Genomic DNA, 18,093 nt, shown 5'->3' with positions numbered 1-18,093 from the left:
CGAACCGGCCGCGGCCACAGCTGCATCGCCTGACGAGCCCGCAGCGGCACCCCAGAAGACAAGACCCCCGCGCAAGGCCCGCAAGAACAGCACCGGCACCACGAACACGAAGACGGACGCGTCCAAGCCCGCGGGCAAACCGGCCAGGCGTCACCCGGCGACAGAGCCCGTTCCTACCAAGACATCGAAGAAGACCAGGAAGTCACAGAGCATCACACACTCCGAGAGCGCTCAGGACACCGGTGGTCTTACCGAGTGGGTAATGGCAGTCCTGGCCCCCAATGCCGGCGTCCCACTGCGCGCCAGGGACGTGGCCGAGGCTCTCGGCCACGACGACACCACAGCCAATATCAACATCGTCCACAGCACTCTCAACCGTCTCGTCGCCACCTCCCGCGCTCACCGCAGGGCGTGGCCTGTACCAGGCGCCCATCGCCTGAATCTGCAGTCGGCGCATCCGGGGTGGTGCGACGGGGCACCGGTGCAGCACCAGGTCGACCGAGCTGATTCGTGGGATCCGCTACTCAGGCTGAGAGTGCTTGGCGGCGCGGAGTCGGCTGGCGGGTCGCCGCCATTCGCAACTCCCTGGCCGTCCTGTCGCTCGCCCTCGCTCCGCCCGATAGCCTTCGCTGACCGGCGGCCCCTCCGGCCACCTGTATCCAGTGAGGCTGATCCTCTGGAGACCCTGACAAGGGACCTTGGTAGTCCAGGGAGGTATGTCCAGGTGGGAGGCAAGTCGCCTTATCCGAAGGCGTTCAGAACGGACGCGGTCGGCTTCTATCGTGCCGTCGACGGCAAGCGCGCGTATGCGGCGATGGCCGCGGATCTCGGTATCACCGCCGAGTCGCTGCGGACGTGGGTCCGCAAGGACGGGTCCTAGTAGTGCTTCGTTAGGTTCTGGTTCTGCTGGTTTTGAGGGGGCGACCGCAGGTGGTGCAGGTGCCGGTCCAGCACCTCAGCAGGTCTTGGAGTGCGTCGAGGGTCTGGTAGAGGCTCGCGTCGGTGTCTCGACTTTTGGGTCGAGCCTGCGGAGGGTGAGGAATGCCTGCGCGGCGGTGACGAGGGTGACGTGGTGGTGCCAGCCGCGCCAGGTTCGGCCTTCGAAGTGGTCCAGTCCCAGGCCGTGTTTGAGCTCGCGGTAGTCATGTTCGATCCGCCAGCGCATCTTCGCCCACCGCACCAGGTCAGCGACGGGTGTGGTGGCGGGCAGGTTCGATATCCAGTAGTCCGTCGGGGCGTCCTGGCCGTCCGGCCATTCGACCAGGAGGGTCTGGGTGGGCAGGACGCCGTCCCACCGGCTGCGGCCCCCGCCAGATTCCTGAGCGGCGGCCAGGGACTGTTTGCCCGCGGGCCGCACCGTCAGCACCGTGAACCGTGAGGTCATCGCGCCCTTGCTGCCCTGCCGCCAGGTCACTTCGGAGAATCGCTTGGCACCCGCCTGCGCCGCGAGGGTGGAAATGGCTCGCGGCGGGGTGCGGTAGCGGGGAAGGGTGGGCGGCCCGAGCCCGCCATAAGCGGGCTGGTGCGGCTCGACATCCTCCGGATGAGCGACTTCCTTCCCGTTGAGGGCCAGGACATAGGACAGCCCTCGCTCCTGGAGACCGAGCCGGAACGGTGTGCTGACGCCGTAGCCGGCGTCGGCGACCACGACCGGCGCCTCCAGCTGCCACTCGGCGAGTGTGTCCAGCAGGCCGAGCGCGAGCCGCCACTTCTCCCGGTGCACCACGTCCTCGGGGACGCCTGCCCTGCGGCAGCGGTCGGGCTCGTCCGTCCACTCCCGCGGCAGATACAACTGCCACTCCAACGGGCACGAGGCGGTGTCGGTGGCGGCATGGACACTGACCGCGACCTGGCAGTTCGCCCGTTTGCCGACCGCTCCGCAGTACTGGCGGGCCACCCCGACCGAGGCCTTGCCGCACTTGGGGAACGACACGTCGTCGATCACCCACACCTCGGGCCTGACGACTCTGGACAGCCGCTCGGCGATCCGCCGCCTGACCGGCAGCGGATCCCACGGCGACTGGTTCACGAACTGCTGCAGGGCCTGCATGTTCCCGTCCGGCAGACGCTCGGCCATCGGCTGGATCGACTTGCGCCGACCGTCGAGCATCAGGCCTCGCAGATAGCACTCACCCTTGGCCCGCTGATCCGTACGCGGCACCGAGGCGAAGACATCCGCCACGAACATCGCCAACGCCGCCCGTAATCGGTTCACTTCATGCGCATCCACACGACCAACATGCTCTTGATCAGCACCAACGAATAGACCTAACGAAGCACTACTAGGCGGGTGCCCGAACACCGTCGTGCCGACGGGAGCGCGGCTGAGGAGCTGACTGGGCTGCGGGCTGAGAAACGCCCGACTGCGACACGCGGAGAAGGAGGGGCGCTTGGAGCGTGAGATCCGATCCTTCGCCGGGCAGCCACCTGTTTCGCTCGGGGAGGGGGCGTTGATCGCCGCTGGGATGGCGGTCAGGGCCCTTCTCGGTGGCCACCGCGCTTATCTGGCAGGTGGCCTCGGTCCTCAGCTGGGGCTTGCTGCTGCCGCTGGACTGGCCGCCGCTGTGACGATAGCCGATCAGCGCGAGCTGGCCTGACGGACAGCGGTGGGTGCCAGGGAGGGTCGACCAACGTGGGGCTGTGCAGATCTCTCTCGAGCCACTCCGTCGGCGGGTGTGGCCGACACATACCGCCCTCCGGATCAGGGGGCGGGGCTGGCGCTGACCGGATAGTGGTCGGCGTAGTCCCAGAAGGTGCGGCCGCGCATCAGGTAGGGGGAGGAGTGGTAGGGGAGGATCTTGTTGACCCAGCCTTTGGGCGGGCGGGTGTGATCGGTACGCAGGAAGACGTAGTCCAGTCGGCCGGGGGAGCCACCCGGGTCGCGGTACTTGGTGATCGAGTTGGTCGCGGGGTCGTAGCTGGCCGCGGACAGAGTTGCCACTGGGGGTGTGCTAACGCGCAGGCGGGAGACGAGTTCTGGGTACTCGGTGCTGGTCTGGCGGATGTTGAAGTCGCCGGCGATGATCACCGGTTCGGACGTGGGAATGCCCCGCTGGGCCAGGTAGGAGGTGATGGCTGTCATCTGGGCGGCTCGTTCCTGGCGGGCTTCGCCGGTGTTGCAGCCGGGGTCATTGGCCTGCAGGTGCGTTCCGACGATGTGGACGCGGGTGCCGGCGACGTCGATGACGGCGTAGGCGAATCCTTTGGCGGCCCAGTAGTCCGCGCCGCAGCCTCCGCCGTAGATGTGCTGGGCCCGGTAGATGATGGGCCATTTGCTGGCGATGGCGACGCCGCCGTCTTCCAGCGGAGTGCCGTAGTATCCGCCGGTGGTGCGGTTCCATCCCGATGAGCTGCGGCCGATGACGGGGGTGCGGTGAGGGTGGTGGGCGGTCAGACGGGGGAAGAGTTGCTCGTTGGTGGCGCTGTTGTCGAACAGTTCGGTCAGGACCAGGATGTCGTCGGGTTTTAGGTAGTTGGCATCGCCGGCGAGGCGGGCGCGCAGGTCGGGTTCCCAGTTGGTGATGCCGCTGGGCAGGAGCATCAGGTTGTGTGTCATGACGGTGGGGAAGACGGTCGCAGTGTCGGCGTCCGGCTTTCTGCTGGGGGAGGCGTCCGCGGTGGTGTTGGCCTGGAGGAGCATCCCGGCGGTGCAGGCGATGACCAGCAGGCCTCGCACAGTCCGTGAGTTTTTCGCGCTGTAGTAGGGCATGAGAGTTTCCTCCTGTGGGTGGGAGGCGGTGTCCGGTGGCTATGCCCGTAGATCAGCGCGGATGATGTTGGGGTGCAGCAGCAGTGCTCGTACATCAGCACCCATCCCGCCGCGGAAACCGCCAGCCCCAGGGGGCGACGGTGTTGCTCTGGCTGCACGCCAGCGTCGTTACCGGCGACACGCTACCTTCGACCACCGCCAACTGCAGTCGACCACGACCGTTACCGCTGCACCCAGCGCGGCAACCTCCAGCAGCTTTCGACGCGAGACAGCCATGGACACCCCGCCCTTCACGGTGGATGAGTGGCTCACCCAGAGAACCGCCATGTAGTGACCACGTCAAGAGGTCCCGCTGTGAGCCACGGCGCCTGGCCCCCCGCAGACGGATCGACACTGGTACTGGAGTCGCATCGCACACGGGTATCCAGCGTCGAACAATCCCTCGACCGGGAGCCCGGGTTACGAGCAGGTGCCCACGGCCTGCCCACCCGCACTCCGCCCGCTCCGCTCCCGGCCGTCCATCAGTGCTCGATGGGTCTTCCCACACGCAGTCGGCACACGCGCCCAACAATTCTCAGCCCCGCTACACCGCACCCGCGGATAACGTAGCCAGCCTTCCAAAGCAAGCCTTGTCCCTTACCTGATGTTGCGTCACTCTGACGGTGGTCGGCCCAGGATACGAATGCCATGGAGCCCACGTTCTCCCCCTGCATTCTCGGGGCCTCGTTGTGCCCGAGCCAGGCCGCCCCCCCATCTGCGCACCACCGAAGAGGAGGATCCTCTGATGGCAGTGATGCGTACCACCTGGCGCAATATCTCCGCAGTTGCCCTGGCTGTCACGCTGTCGCTCGGCGCCGGCACAGTGGGCACCGCGGTGACCATAGCTGGCCCCTCGGAAGGCGCTGTTGCCAATGCCGGCGCGCCCGAAGTGATCAAGGACAGTTACATCGTCACGTTACGCGCAAACGTTGACGCCCGCTCACCCAGAGCCAAGGACGTGGCCAAGAAGTTCGGCGCCCGGATCACCAGGACCTACGACCAGGCCCTTAACGGCTACGCCGTCAAGCTGACGAAACAGCAGGCCAGGCGGTTGGCCGCAGACCCCGCCGTCGAATCCGTCGTTCAGGACCAAATCGTCACAGCCTCCGCTACGCAGCCCAGCCCGCCGTCCTGGGGACTGGACCGCATCGACCAGCGTGCCCTGCCACTGAACGCTAGCTACACCTATCCCGACGGCGCGGGCCAAGGCGTCACGGCGTACATCATCGACACCGGCGTGCGCATCACGCATCAGGACTTCGGCGGCCGCGCCTCCTACGGCTACGACGCCGTCGATGGTGACCACATCGCAGCCGACGGCAACGGCCACGGCACCCACGTGGCCGCCACCGTGGCCGGAACCTCACACGGTGTGGCCAAGAAGGCCAAGATCGTCGCGGTGCGAGTACTCAACAACAATGGCTCCGGAACCATCAGCGGCGTAATCGCTGGCATCGACTGGGTGACTCAGCACGCAGTCAAGCCCGCCGTAGCCAACATGAGCCTCGGTGGAGGCGCCAACGCCACCCTGGACACAGCGGTCCGCAACTCCATCGCCGCTGGCATCACCTACGCCGTCGCAGCGGGCAACTCCAACTCCGACGCCTCCGGCTTCTCGCCGGCCCGGGTCAGCGAAGCACTCACGGTGAGCGCCACCACCAACACCGACGCACGCGCCGGCTACTCCAACTACGGCAGCATCATTGACCTCTTTGCACCCGGTTCGTCCATCACCTCGGCATGGAACAGCAGCGACACCGCCACCAACACCATCTCTGGCACCTCGATGGCCACGCCGCACGTGGCTGGCGCCGCCGCACTGCATCTCGCGGCCAACCCCACGTCCGCCCCTTCGCAGGTCGCCTCGGCACTGACCTTGACCGCCACCACCGGTGCAGTGACCAGCCCCGGCACCGGCTCCCCCAACCGACTCCTCTTTGTCGGGACCACCCCAGGCGGTAGCCGGTTCGAGAACACCGCCGACTATCCGATCTCCGACTTCACCACCACCCAATCCCCGATCACCGTCAGCGGAGTCCCCGGCAACGCACCCTCCACCCTCCGCGTCTCGGTCGACATCAAACACACCTGGATCGGTGACCTGCAGATCGATCTGGTAGCCCCCGATGGCTCCGCCTACCGGCTCAAGAACTACCGTGACGGTGGCAGCAGCGACAACGTCAACACCACCTACACCCTCAACGCCTCCACGGAGGCAGCCAACGGCACCTGGAAACTCCGCGTGAGCGACAACGCCTGGTACGACACCGGAAAGGTCGACTCCTGGGCGCTGCGGTTCTGACGCAAACACAACGGACCGGGGCCGGAAGCTGATGCCTGCGGGAAACATCCCGCAGGGCAGTCTCCGGCCCCTCGCCCGCAGCGTTGTGGACTGCTGCGGGCGAGGGGTGTCAATTTAAGGGCCCGCCTTGGTTGTTGAGTGGCAGTGGCTGGGGGTGAGGCTGCCTTCGAAGGCGATCTCGAGCGTGGATGATGGCCTCGCCCTTGAACCTCTGGTCCACCATGGCCTTCTTCAGGCGGTTTCCCTTGTTGCCCTTCGCCTCGGCGGCCCGCAGCCTGTCATAGGTCAGCTCGCGCTGTGGATCACGCCGCTCGCCGGCGGCCGCGAGGGTCTGCGCCATGAACTTCACCGTGGACAGTAGCTTTCCTGTACGCGGGTGGCGTGCGGTGAGGTCCATTGTGGAGAACGTACCGTCGTGGATGCGCAGGGCGAGGCGGTCGCGGTGGAGGACGAGCACGTCGAGGATGTGCTTGGTGAAGCGCACGAAGTGGAGCATCTCGGAGATGTGCACGGTGTCGCCCGGCCGCGCGTACGTCAGCAGCTCGCGAACTGGGCGCTGGAGCGGGTGGAGGCGCTGGCCTCTTCCTCGAAGGTGACCGGTTCCTCGATCCGGCCTCAGCGAGGACGAGGTTCTGTCGGGCGGTCGACTGCTGGTGGGTCGAGACCCGCTTTTAGATCAGGTTCGCCATCTGCGCGCCTTCCGTGTGGGGGAGCGGAGCTTATCTGTCGCCAAACCCTGTCATCAATCACCCTTGAATCAAATTGGATTGGCGACGTCCCGGCGCCCAGTGGGCCGACGGGCAATCTTCGGCCGGCGCATAGGACGGGCTGTCCACCGCTGCTGGGTGAGGCTGCGGTCGATCGCCTGACGGCGTCGCGGGTCGTAGCGCGAGAGGTAGATCGCCTCGTGCGCGACCTGCAGGGAGACGGGCAGGGGAATTGTCGCCGCAGCCAACCCGCGTATCTGCTCGGGCGACTAGCACAGCGCCAGCTTGGCCTCCACCAGCGAACGGAGAGCAGATTGTTGGCCGAGCTTGGCCAGCTTGGGTCGGCGCCCGCGCGCGTAGGCGGTCGCGTCTGCGGCCCGGCAGCGGGCCCGACCGCCGTTGCGGGCAATCTCCCGGGAGACGGTCGACGGTGACCTGCCCAGGCGCCACGCCAGCTGCCGGGCAGACTCGCCAGCCGCGATACCGCGGGATATCTCCTCGCGTTCGCTGCCGGTCAGATGCCGCGTTGACCGCCGCTGTGGCGCCTGGCGCACGCCGCCGCTCTGGTGCAGGAACCGGCGGCCGTGGTGCATCGGCGCCCCGAGAAGCTGAACGACTGCCCCTAATGCCAGCGTCTCCAGATCTCGTCCTGCTGAGCCGGCGAAAACCCGTAGTCACGCACCTGTTCCTCCACGACCACATGATCATCTGCGGGTGGTGCGCTGATCACTTGAGGTGCCCCCCTTGCAGGGCCACGAAGACGGTAATGGAGACTCTCCCGCGGGCGCCCCAAGGGCTCAACTGTGGGGCACGCTCACCGCTGTCGCCACCAGCCCCCGCCGGACCGTCCACCGGCCTTCGAAGAGGTCGACCCGGCGGTCGCCCACCCACGGGCCGGGGACGAGGAGCCGGGCGCGGAAGCCACCGCTGTACTGCTCACCGGGGTCGGCGAAGACGTCGATGTCGGCCTCGGTGAAGTCCAGCCACCGTCCGGTGAGGGGGAACCACGCCTTGTAGACGGATTCCTTGGCGCTGAACAGGAGCCGGCCCCAGTGGATGCCGGGGCGGTCGCCGGCCAGCCGGCGCAACCGGTCCGCCTCGGCGGGCAGGACGACGGCCGGGAGGACGCCTTCCGGGAGCGTCTGGTGGGGTTCGGCGTCGATGCCGAGGGAGGCCAGGTCGGTGGCGCGGACCAGTGCGGCGGCGCCGTAGCCGTCGCAGTGGGTCATGCTGCCCGCCAGGCCCGCCGGCCAGGCGGGGGCGCCGCATTCGCCGGGCAGGATCGGCTGGGGTGACACGCCGAGCTTCTCCATGGCACGGCGGGCGCAGGAGCGTACGACGGCGAACTCCCGGCGACGCTTGTCGACCGCCCGGAGCACGACCGCCTCCTCCTCGGGGTACAGGACGGTGTTCGGGGGCTCTTCGTCGCCGAACGCCTCGACGGTGACCACCGTGTCCGGCAGCAGTTCCTCGATCAACGGGCCCCGTCCTCCCTGGACACACCGGGCAGAATCCGGCGCAGTCGTCCCGGCGGGTCCGGTCGCTTGCGCCACTCGCGGGGGTAGCCCACCGACACCTCCTCGAAGCGGACGCCCTCGTGCCAGGTGGTCCGCGGGATGGGGACGTGGCATGTCTGCTCCTACTCCGACGACTGCACGCGTGTGTGGGGCTACGGTTTTGATGCTGCCAAAGCTGAGATCCGTCTCGTATGGCGAGAAGAACTGGGCATCTGGAACCTCGTTAGAGTGCGAACCAAGTTGGGGGCTTTGCTGCACCCTGAAGATTCGCAGCCGCCCTCCCTCCTGGAGCGGCAACGCTGAAGAAGCTCAATAGGGCGTGGGACGTTCGAGGCGGGCTTGTCCTTCGGTTTGGAGGCTCGTGCCGGCTCGACCAACGCCCCGAGCTCGGCATACGCCTTGTTGATTTGGGATCGTAAGCGTCTGAACCGGCCGCCGTTGGACGTCGTGCACGAGTGAAGCGCTCGGGGATCGGTGGAGGCTCCGGCCTGCATCGAGTTGTGTGGAAGTGGTCTGCTCTGGGTCGGAATGGAGTCGGGTTCCAGAATGCGCAGCCCTGAACAGGCTTCTCTGTAGCGATCCCAGCGTTCGGCGCGCCCAACTCTCCACGCTGGTCGCGACACATGGCGACCTGCTACCTGCTGTTGAAGGGGCCGATCATGACGGAGCTGAGATTCCACTAACCGACCCCACACAACTCGGGATAGGTTGAGCCCCCATAAGACTCGAAGCGCTTGAAGATTGGCTGGTCTGAAGCGCCGGTGCTCGCGGGGGTATGTGCTCACTTCTTCACCGCGGTCAGTAGGAATTGCGGGTAGGTTATTAGACGCCATCTCATTTGGTGAGTCTGCGGTAGCAGATGAGGGTGCAGGCGATGCTGGTGAAGGCCAGGAAGTGGTCGGCTTTGCGCTCGTAGCGGCGGTGCAGTCTGCGGCATCCGGCAAGCCAGGACATCGTGCGTTCTATGGTCCAGCGGTGGCGGCCCAGACGGGTCGAGGACTCCATGCCCTTGCGGGCGATGCGGTGCCGGATGCCGCGCCCGCGTAACCATCGCCGCAGGTGGTCGTAGTCGTATCCCTTGTCTGCGTGGAGCTTTCCCGGTCTGCGCCGCCGGCGTCCGCGCCGGGAGCGGATCGGCGGTATCCCCTTCACCAGCGGGATCAGCGCCTGGCTGTCGTGCAGGTTCGCCCCCGAGATTCCGACGGACAGGGGCAGACCGGTCCGCTCGGTGATCAAGTGGATCTTCGAGCCGTACTTGCCCCGGTCGACAGGATTCGGGCCTGTCAGCTCCCCCTTTTCAGGGCCCGCATGTTCACCGAGTCGATCGCGCAGCGGGACCAGTCCAGCTCGCCGCGGGAGCCGAGTTCGTCGAGGACCAGGCGATGGAGCTTGGCCCACACCCGGGCCTTCGACCACTCGGCAAAGCGCCGGTGAGCCGTCGCTCCCGACGGCCCGAACGACGCGGACGGCAACTGCTGCCACGTGCAGCCCGACGTGGCCACGAACACGATGGCGGCCAGCACCTCCCGGTCACCGTGTCGGCGTCGGCCACCACCCTGAGGCCGCGATGGAGCCTCCGGGACCACCCGCTGGAACAACTCCCACAACTCATCCGGCACCAGCCGCTCCACGATCGAAACCACGACCGACAGGCTACCGACCCAAATGAGATGACGTCTTAGCACCTCGGCCAGTGTGGGGGCGGGGGCTCTCAGCTCGGTCGCAACGAGGTCGTGCTCCTGCTCGCTCACCAGGGACGGGTCCGTGAGCCGGAACACCCGGGTGGCGTTAGCGAACAGTGCACTCAGCAGCGGCCCGGCCTCCACGCTGTTACGCAGGACGATGTCGAAGACCTCGATTTCGAAGCCGGCCCGCTTCACAAGTGAAGGGAGCGCACGCCCGATCTTGCTGTTGCTGCCACCAGCCCTCGTGACACGACGCCAGATGTCGAACGCCGTCTCCAGCGGAGCCGAGGGCGGGTACGAGGCGAACAGGGCGTCATCCTCCTCGATGATGAACATTTTGCCGCCAGATGGCAGAGCCTTGTATACGGCGCGCATAAGCTTGACTGGGTCGGAGACGTGCTGAGCCACGAAGCGCAACACGCAGCTGCTGAAGTGGTTTTCGATGTGCCCGGGAAGCGGGTCGTCGCCCACCTTGCAGATCTGAATCCCGTAGTTCGGGGGGCACTGGGCGTCGGCCAGACGGGCCGCGAGGTAGGGATTGGCTTCGACGCCGAAGACCGGCACTTCGGGCAGACTCCAGGCCAGGTGGGATCCATAGAATCCGTTGGCACTTCCAATCTCGAGAATTCCGGGCACTTCACCCTCCCCCAGACCGTGGCTCTTCATCCAGGCAACCTCACCATCGGCGAGGAGCTGAGTCTGGACGTCGAGCACGGCGTCCCAGGCGGCAAGGAGGTCCTCGTCCTCAATCTGCTCCATGATTCCCAGGGTCAGCCAGGGGTTATCGCCGTCCTGAGCGATCATCGATCGTATGGCGTCAGAGTCCTTCGATTGGAAGGCAATATCGCCCCATCCGGGGAAGTCTGAGCCGGGCATCTCGTTTTCTTTCTCCATAGCTTTACGCGCGTTGCGCCATGCTCGGGTTGATTGTTTCAACCTCGGGGTTGGAGTGACCAGATGAATACCTGCCTCTTACGGGTAGCCGCGCTGCCCGGTTCACCGCGCTGAGGACCGCTTCGAGGCTTGCACGCACGATGCTCACCTGGAGGCCCGCTCCCCACACCACGTGGTCGCCGATCCTGCACTCGACGTAAGCCGCCGAACGGGCTGCCGCGCCTTGAGCCTGGGTTTGCTGGACGTAGTCGGTCAGCTGCGCCTGAACACCTGCATTGGCCAGGGCGTCGAAGAACGCGTCGATCGGGCCATTGCCCTCACCACGCAGCTGCAGTAGTCGTCCGTCGAGCAGTACGTGCGCGCGGAGGCGCTCGTGTCCTGAGGGGGCGCGATCCAGGTCATGGGTGATCAGCTGGATGCGACCCCACGGGTTCTCGGGGTTCGGCAGGTACTCGTCCTGGAAGACCGCCCAGATGTCGGAGCCGGTGACCTCGCCGCCCTCGGCGTCCGTCTTCGCCTGGATGATCTTCGAGAACTCGATCTGCATCCGGCGCGGCAGGTCCAGCTTGTGGTCGTTCTTCAGGACGTACGCGATACCGCCCTTGCCGGACTGCGAGTTGACGCGGATGACCGCCTCGTAGGAGCGGCCGACGTCCTTCGGGTCGATCGGCAGGTAGGGCACGGCCCACTCGATGTCGTCGACGGTGACGCCCTTGGCGGCCGCGTCGGCCTCCATGGCGTCGAAGCCCTTCTTGATGGCGTCCTGGTGGGAGCCGGAGAAGGACGTGTAGACCAGGTCGCCCACGTACGGATGGCGCGGGTGGACCTCCATCTGGTTGCAGTACTCCCACACGCGACGGATCTCGTCGATGTCGGAGAAGTCGATCTGCGGGTCGACGCCCTGCGAGAACAGGTTCATGCCCAGGGTGACCAGGTCGACGTTGCCGGTGCGCTCGCCCTGCCCGAACAGACAGCCCTCGACGCGGTCGGCGCCGGCCATCAGCGCCAGCTCGGCCGCCGCCACGGCCGTACCGCGGTCGTTGTGCGGGTGGATCGACAGGCAGACGTACTCGCGGCGGGAGAGGTTGCGGCCCATCCACTCGAAGCGGTCCGCGTGCGTGGACGGCGTCGAACGCTCTACGGTGGCGGGCAGGTTGAGGATGATCTCGCGGCCCGGACCGGGCTGCCAGACGTCCATGACCGCCTCGCAGACCTCCAGCGCGAAGTCCAGCTCGGTGTCGGTGAAGATCTCGGGGCTGTACTGGTAGCCGAACTCGGTCTCCGGGCCCAGCAGCTTCTCGGCGTACTCCATGACCAGCCGCGTGCCGTCGACGGCGATCTGCTTGATGTCGTCCTTGGAGCCGCGGAAGACGACCCGGCGGAAGACCGGCGCGGTGGCGTTGTACAGGTGCACGGTCGCGCGCCTGGCGCCCTTCAGGGACTCCACCGTCCGCTCGATCAGGTCCTCGCGGGCCTGGGTCAGCACGGAGATGGTGACGTCGTCGGGGATGGCCCCCGGTTCCTCGATGATCGACCGTACGAAGTCGAAGTCGGTCTGGCCCGAGGCCGGGAAGCCGACCTCGATCTCCTTGTAGCCCATCTTGACCAGCTGGTCGAACATCCGGCGCTTGCGCTCGGGCGACATGGGGTCGATCAGGGCCTGGTTGCCGTCGCGCAGGTCGGTCGACAGCCAACGGGGGGCCTGGGTGATCCGCTTCTCCGGCCAGGTGCGGTCAGGGATGTCGACCTGCTCGTAGCGGCCGTACTTGTGGACCGGCATGCCTGAGGGCTTCTGAGTGTGCGTCGCATTCGTGACGGACGTGGGACCGCGTCGATATCCGCTATCGCCGGGCATCTATTGTCCTCCCTCACGTCCGCTGTAGGCCAAATAAGGCGGGAGTCGGGCCGCCACTGAGACACCGTGCGCCCGAGGGAGGGGGTCCTGCATGAGTAATGGATGCTTACTGAGCCTCTTTCATCCCGTGCTGCAGGGGTGAATGGGCTGGTCAGCAGGGGCGGTGGCATGGCGGAGCCCCTCGTCGTTGGCGTGGTGATCTCACTCATCACACAGGCGACCAAGGGGCTCCGTTGGTTCCGTACCCTTCCATGCTCGATGTCCCGCATGAGCTGGCTGATCGAGCATGTCTCCTGGCTCATCTACGCCCGAAAGCGTGAACTGAACTCGCTGTGGCGGTAGCTGGGCTGTTTCAAGCAGGCTCTTGGCATCGATGTAGGCAAGAGCTATCACCACTGTGTCGCAATCGACGAGAGCGGCCGTCGGCTGCTGTCGCGTCACTAACGACGGACCCGAGCTGCTCGAACTCCTCGCCGCTGTCCTGGCCCTGGGCGATGAGGTGATCTGGGGCATCGACCTGGCCGACGGCGGAGCCGCCCTGGCCATCACGATCCTCCTCAACCACGGCCAGCCGGTGCATTACGTCTCCGGCCGGGCCATCCATCGCGCCTCCGAGAGCTACCGCGGCGAGGGCAAAACCGATGCCATGGACGCCGCAGTCATCGCCGACCAGGTCCGCGTCCGCCGCGACCTGCACCCCTTACCCGTCGCCGACGACACCGTCACCGACCTCAAGATCCTCACTGGCCGGCGCATGGACCTGGTCGCCGACCGCACCCGCACGGTCAATCGCTTGCGAGCCCAGCTCACCGGCGTCTTTCTCGGCCTGGAACGAGTGTTGGATCTGACCAACACCGGCCCGCTCACCCTGCTGACCGGCTACCAGACCCCGGTGGCCATCCGCCGGATCGGCGCCAAGCGGCTGGGGACCTGGCTGCGCAACCGTCGCGTGGTGCGCCCCGACCGACTCGCCCAAATCGCCGTCCAAGCCGCCGAACGGCAGCACACCGGCCTGCCCGGAGAGAAGCTGGCCGCCCAGCTGGTCCGCACACTGGCGCAGGATGTAATGGGCCTCAATCAGCAGATAGCCGAGCTCGACAAGGACATCGAGGCCAGGTTTCGCGACCACCCCACCCTCGACGTGATCACCAGCATGCCCGGCCTAGGCATCATCCTCGGCGCCGAGTTCCTGGCCGCCACCGGCGGCGACATGACACTCTTCGCCACCGCCGACCGTCTCGCCAGCTTCGCCGGAGTGGCCCCGGTGCCCCGCGATTCCGGGAAAGTCAGCGGCAACCTGCGGCGCCCGCAGCGATACCACCGCCGCCTCCAACGCGTCTTCTATATCTCGGCGTTGTTCAGCATCCGGCACTGCGATGAGTCGCGTCAGTTCTACGGCCGCAAACGGGCCGAGGGCAAGCGCCACACCCAGGCCGTCCTCGCCCTTGCCCGCCGCCGTGTGAACGTCCTCTGGGCACTCCTACGCGATGGACGGTGCTACGAACTCACGCCGCCAAACGCCCCCGCGGCTTGACAGACGACACTAGGAATCACTGAATGCTGCCGGTGAAGCCCCGTGGGCGCAGTCCCTGGTGCAGCTGGGGGATGTCCTGGCAGCCCGTGCGCCAGCGTTCGTGCAGGTAGGGCCTGTGGTCTTCCAGGATCATGCCCGGTGGTGGCTTTGACGGGGGATGGGCGCCGACCGTTTTTCCACCGCCTCGGCGAGGTTGCGCCAGCAGGTGCCTAGGCGTCCGCCCCTTGCCGGGCTGGCGGAGCCTCGCTGCGAGCGCCTTCGGCGTAGCCCCGGCCCGGTCGCGGCAGCACATCGCCAGGGCCGCTCTTCCCGGTCCACCAGGATCGTGGCGTAGGAGTCGCCTTGCGCAGTGCGAAGCCGTCGACCTCGAGGGCACGCACACTGGCCTGCGGCAACTCCGGTACCCGCTGAGGAGTTCAAGGGGCTTGTCCTTGGCGACGCAGATGCTCAGCGCGGCCGCGAACCGCGCACCTGGCGGGCCCGCCAGAGATGCGGCGATCGAGGTGAGCAGCATGCTCAGCAGCGGAGTGTACCGGGCATGCGGGCTGGTCAGCCCCTCGACCTGCTCAGCGAACGTCACCGCCGGACACTACGGGTTGAGGTTGATGCAGGTGCTCGCGCATGCTGCCCTCGCTGCTGTGACCCAGGCGGCCTCGGCGATCAGCTTGGCCGGCATCCGCCCAACTCGGGGCGGAGAGCTCCCGCCCGGTCATCGCGATCTTCAGAACTGGCGGGCCCAGTGGTCCAGCAGCCGCTCGCGGGTCTCCCAGGGCCGGCCGCTGGTCGCGACATGCGTGGAAAGAATCTGGGCGATCTGCCCTGCCTCGATAATGGTCTCGGTGAAGGACTGGATCCGGAGAGCGGCCTACCGTCCGTCAGGATGCCGGTGTGCTTGCGCCTTGATGATCACTCACTCGGTCAACGAACAGGCTGCCGGGAGCTGGGTTCGGGTGGTGATACCGAGTTTGCGGTAGGCAGCAGACAGGTGGACCTCGACGGTCTTGGGGGTGACGTACAGCTGCTGGGCGATCTGCCGGTTGGTGGCTCCTTCGGCGGCCAGTGCGGCGATCCGGCGTTCGCTGGGTGTCAGCGCGGCGGGTCCAGTCAGCGCGGTGCGCCGAGGGCGGCCGCCGGCGGCGGCGAGTTCGGTGCGGGCCCGGTCCGCCAGGGGAGTCGCGCCGCATCGGGTGGCCAGATCCAGAGCCTGCCGCAGCGGCGGGCGGGCCTCGATGCGGTGCCCGGCGCGGCGCAGAGACGCCCCCAGGTCGGTCAGCGCCATGGCGTGCTCCAGCCGGGCCGTGGAACCCTCCAGCGCTGTCACCGCCTCCCGCAGCAGGTCCAGGCCCTTACTGCCTCCAATGACCAGGCCGGACACCCGTAGCGCTCGGCCCAGCGTCCGCGGGGCACCCCACTGCCGCGCCAGGGCCAGTTCTTCGGTCGCCATGTCACGGGCCTCCTCGCGGCGGTCCAGGGCGTGCAGCGCCAGCGCCGCCTCGCTGCGCCAGCCGCAGAGGGCCGGGTTGCGGATGCCGTAAGCATCACAGGCTTCCCTGGCCCGTTGAGCGGCATCCAGCGCGGCTTCATGATCGCCGTGCAGTCGCTGTAGGCGGACGAGAATCGTCCAGGCGACGTATGTGGGACCCTCGGGGTTGGTCGCGGTAGTGACGCCAATCTCGGCCAGCGCCTGCTCGGCCTCGTCCAAGCGGCCCTGTTCGGTCAGGGTCTCGGCAAGGAACGAGTCGGCGAAGTATGAGCCGACGCTGACTGCCGACAGCGCTGCCAGGCGCAGGGATTCCCGGGCGTCGCACTCGGCCTCGGACAGCTGGCCTCGACCCAGCCAGCCGTAACTGCGTTGGGCGTACGTCGGCGCCAGAGCGAGCAGTGAGCCATGGTGATGTGCCTGCTCGATCAGTGTGTCGAGCTTCCTCATTACCGTGTCATCCTCGGCGGCTAGCAAAACGATGATTCCGCCGTCGAAGGCGATATCGCCAGCGGCCTTGCTGATGAGGGTTCCGTCGGCGAAGGCACGGCGGGCGCGTTGTGCGGCGGCTGGGTCACACAGCGCGGTTTCGCGGCAGGCGATGGCGCAGTTGAGTAGGTGGCTGCCGAGGCAGTCATAGTCGGGCAGGTGGCGTATTCCGTCCCAGTTCATCTGGGCATCATCACGGTCTGGAAGGTACACGGTCTCTGCGGTGAGGATGCCTGCTTGCAGGCGGCGTCTGCGGTCCTGGTCGGCGTCCGGGAGCTTGGTGAGGGTTTCAGCCTGCAGGGCAATGCCGCGATCGGGGGCGCACAAGGAGACGTAGGCGGTGCCGAGCAGGGCGGCGAGGTCTGCGCGCTTGACGGGGTCGGTGGTGTGGTCGTAGGCCTGCTGCAGCAGGCTGGCGGCGGCTTCGACGTCGACCAGGAGAGCTGCCTGTCCGGCCGCGATTAGCACTTGCAGGTGCTGGTTGGGTGGAGGTGGTTCGATCAGGGCGCGGCGCAGGTAGACGTAGGCGCTGCCCGGGGCGCCGCGGCTGGTGGCGACGGTGGCGGCTTCCCGCAGCGTGTCGACCGTGTCCGGGTTGCCGGTGGCAAAAGTCTGCAGCAGGTGGGCGGCGATGCGTTCGGGGTCAGCCCCGGCACGGGTGAGTAGCCGGGCGGCGTGCTGGTGGGCGGCGGCCCGTTCGGCGGGGTTGAGGGCGTGGTAGACGGCGGAGCGGACCAGCGGGTGCACGAACGACAGCCGGATTCTGGCGCCTTCCTGGCCCAGGTGCAGGATCTCCAGCTGCTCCAGGGCCGCCGCGGCCTCCAGCCCAGCGGTGGGAGTGGCCTGGGCCGGGCTGGCGGTGCCCATGCTCAGAGCCAGGGTGCCAGCCAGACTCGTGGCGGTGGCCAAGTCGGTCTCGCCGCCGAGCACGGCGACCGCTTGGGGCAGGGCCGCCGTGGCGGCCGGGAGCCGGGCCATCCGCGCCGCCACCAGTCGGGCCACCGCCTGGGGCCCTAGCTCCGCCACTTTGTCGGCGTTGGCGGAGTTGGCCGCCATCCCTTGCGCGGTCAGGGTGCGGGCGAGTTCGGCCAGCAGCAGCGGGTTGCCGCCGCTCGCTCGATGGCAGGCGGCCGTGAAGGCGTCCTCTACCGGTCCGGGTAGGGCCTGCTCCAGCAGCCGGGCGGCCGCAGCAGCACTCAGCGGGCCTGGACGCACCACCTGCACCGACGGATCGGCAGTGACCTGGGCCAGCAGCCGCTCGTCGGTGGCCGCCTCCCCACTGCGCAGTGCGGCCGACACCAATACCGGCAAGCCCTCCAGCCGCGGCAGCAGATAGGCCAGGAACCGCAAGGACGGCACATCGCACCATTGCAGATCATCAACCAGCAGCACCAACGGACGGTCCTGGGAAACATTCGCGACCAGCCAGAACAGGCCGTGCAGCACTGCGAAGTCTCCCAACGGCACCGAGGGCGCGCCAACCGCGGCCAGCACTTCCCGTGCCTGGGCGGCCGGCCCCGCCCACCACGCCTGCTGCCGCTCAGCCTCCGCGACGGCCAGCAGCGGCTCGAACCACTGTCGCACGACCCCGAAGGCGAACTCCCGCTCCAGCTCCGTGCCCCGCGCTGCGGCTGTCAGCGCGCCAGCCTCCTCCGCGCGGGTGCGGGCCTCGGCCATCAGACGCGTCTTCCCGATCCCCGCCGGCCCCTGGACCAGCAGCACACCAGCCTGCCCCTGTACCGCGGCCTTCACCGCCCCGGCCACCGCCGCGCACTCCACCTCCCGTTCCCACAAACCCCCTGGCACCGCACCCGACATACCCCCACCTTCCCACCTCCCACCCCCGTCCGCCATCAGCCTTCCCAATTCTCGAAAAGAACCC

The 18,093-nt window shown here is 67.4% G+C and carries 9 protein-coding genes and 4 pseudogenes; 3 read left to right on the top strand and 10 right to left on the bottom strand.

What is annotated here, in order from left to right:
• Positions 1–724 precede the first annotated feature (724 nt).
• Positions 725–871, top strand: a pseudogene (locus ACQEV2_RS43025) (transposase); the annotation flags it as partial.
• Positions 872–955: 84 nt separating this feature from the next.
• On the opposite strand, the gene ACQEV2_RS43020 reads toward ACQEV2_RS43025, so the two are convergent.
• Positions 956–2,230, bottom strand: a complete 1,275-nt coding sequence (locus ACQEV2_RS43020; protein WP_433034744.1) for an IS701 family transposase — start codon at positions 2,228–2,230, stop codon at positions 956–958.
• A 471-nt stretch (positions 2,231–2,701) separates the two neighbouring features.
• Positions 2,702–3,709, bottom strand: a complete 1,008-nt coding sequence (gene sph / locus ACQEV2_RS43015; RefSeq protein WP_433055933.1) for a sphingomyelin phosphodiesterase — start codon at positions 3,707–3,709, stop codon at positions 2,702–2,704.
• Between the two features lie 784 nt (positions 3,710–4,493).
• Here sph and ACQEV2_RS43010 point away from each other — a divergent pair.
• A complete protein-coding gene (locus ACQEV2_RS43010; protein ID WP_433055930.1) occupies positions 4,494–6,050 on the top strand; it encodes a S8 family peptidase in 1,557 nt (518 codons plus the stop codon).
• A gap of 109 nt (positions 6,051–6,159) precedes the next feature.
• Here ACQEV2_RS43010 and ACQEV2_RS43005 read toward each other — a convergent pair whose 3' ends face one another.
• From ACQEV2_RS43005 to leuA, 7 genes and pseudogenes are all read right to left on the bottom strand, one after another.
• Positions 6,160–6,534 carry a hypothetical protein gene (locus ACQEV2_RS43005; RefSeq protein WP_433055927.1) on the bottom strand — a complete coding sequence of 125 codons (375 nt, stop codon included), beginning with the start codon at positions 6,532–6,534 and terminating at the stop codon, positions 6,160–6,162.
• Positions 6,535–7,026: 492 nt separating this feature from the next.
• A complete protein-coding gene (locus tag ACQEV2_RS43000; RefSeq protein WP_433055924.1) occupies positions 7,027–7,311 on the bottom strand; it encodes a helix-turn-helix domain-containing protein in 285 nt (94 codons plus the stop codon).
• Positions 7,312–7,554: 243 nt separating this feature from the next.
• Positions 7,555–8,235, bottom strand: coding sequence for a 4'-phosphopantetheinyl transferase family protein (locus ACQEV2_RS42995; RefSeq protein WP_433055922.1), 681 nt, complete (start codon positions 8,233–8,235; stop codon positions 7,555–7,557).
• A pseudogene (locus tag ACQEV2_RS42990) lies at positions 8,232–8,384 on the bottom strand (metallophosphoesterase); the annotation flags it as partial. The pseudogene ACQEV2_RS42990 and the gene ACQEV2_RS42995, both read right to left, overlap by 4 nt.
• 724 nt (positions 8,385–9,108) lie before the next feature.
• Positions 9,109–9,908, bottom strand: a protein-coding gene (locus ACQEV2_RS42985) for an IS5 family transposase (protein WP_433056110.1) whose coding sequence is annotated in 2 segments (ribosomal slippage) — positions 9,109–9,560 and positions 9,560–9,908 — 801 coding nt in all. Because the reading frame shifts where the segments join, the coding sequence is not laid out codon by codon here.
• Positions 9,909–10,142: 234 nt separating this feature from the next.
• Positions 10,143–10,625: pseudogene (locus ACQEV2_RS42980) on the bottom strand (methyltransferase domain-containing protein); the annotation flags it as partial.
• A gap of 232 nt (positions 10,626–10,857) precedes the next feature.
• Complete coding sequence (leuA, locus tag ACQEV2_RS42975; RefSeq protein ID WP_433055919.1) at positions 10,858–12,708, bottom strand: 2-isopropylmalate synthase; 1,851 nt, start codon at positions 12,706–12,708, stop codon at positions 10,858–10,860.
• Between the two features lie 342 nt (positions 12,709–13,050).
• Here leuA and ACQEV2_RS42970 point away from each other — a divergent pair.
• A pseudogene (locus tag ACQEV2_RS42970) lies at positions 13,051–14,242 on the top strand (IS110 family transposase).
• A gap of 910 nt (positions 14,243–15,152) precedes the next feature.
• On the opposite strand, the gene ACQEV2_RS42965 reads toward ACQEV2_RS42970, so the two are convergent.
• Positions 15,153–18,029, bottom strand: coding sequence for an ATP-binding protein (locus ACQEV2_RS42965; protein ID WP_433055916.1), 2,877 nt, complete (start codon positions 18,027–18,029; stop codon positions 15,153–15,155).
• Positions 18,030–18,093: the final 64 nt, after the last annotated feature.

The sequence above is a fragment of the Streptomyces sp. CA-251387 genome, from assembly GCF_050936625.1.
GTDB lineage: Bacteria > Actinomycetota > Actinomycetes > Streptomycetales > Streptomycetaceae > Streptomyces.
Note: the sequence above shows the minus strand (reverse complement) of the source record. Positions and strands in the feature narration are given on the sequence as shown.

What these genes read in the sequence shown, in the direction of transcription:
- sph (WP_433055933.1), bottom strand. Translation starts at nt 3,709, where the DNA reads ATGCCCTACTACAGCGCGAAAAACTCACGGACTGTGCGAGGCCTGCTG.
- ACQEV2_RS43010 (WP_433055930.1), top strand. Translation starts at nt 4,494, where the DNA reads ATGGCAGTGATGCGTACCACCTGGCGCAATATCTCCGCAGTTGCCCTG.
- leuA (WP_433055919.1), bottom strand. Translation starts at nt 12,708, where the DNA reads ATGCCCGGCGATAGCGGATATCGACGCGGTCCCACGTCCGTCACGAAT.
- ACQEV2_RS42965 (WP_433055916.1), bottom strand. Translation starts at nt 18,029, where the DNA reads ATGTCGGGTGCGGTGCCAGGGGGTTTGTGGGAACGGGAGGTGGAGTGC.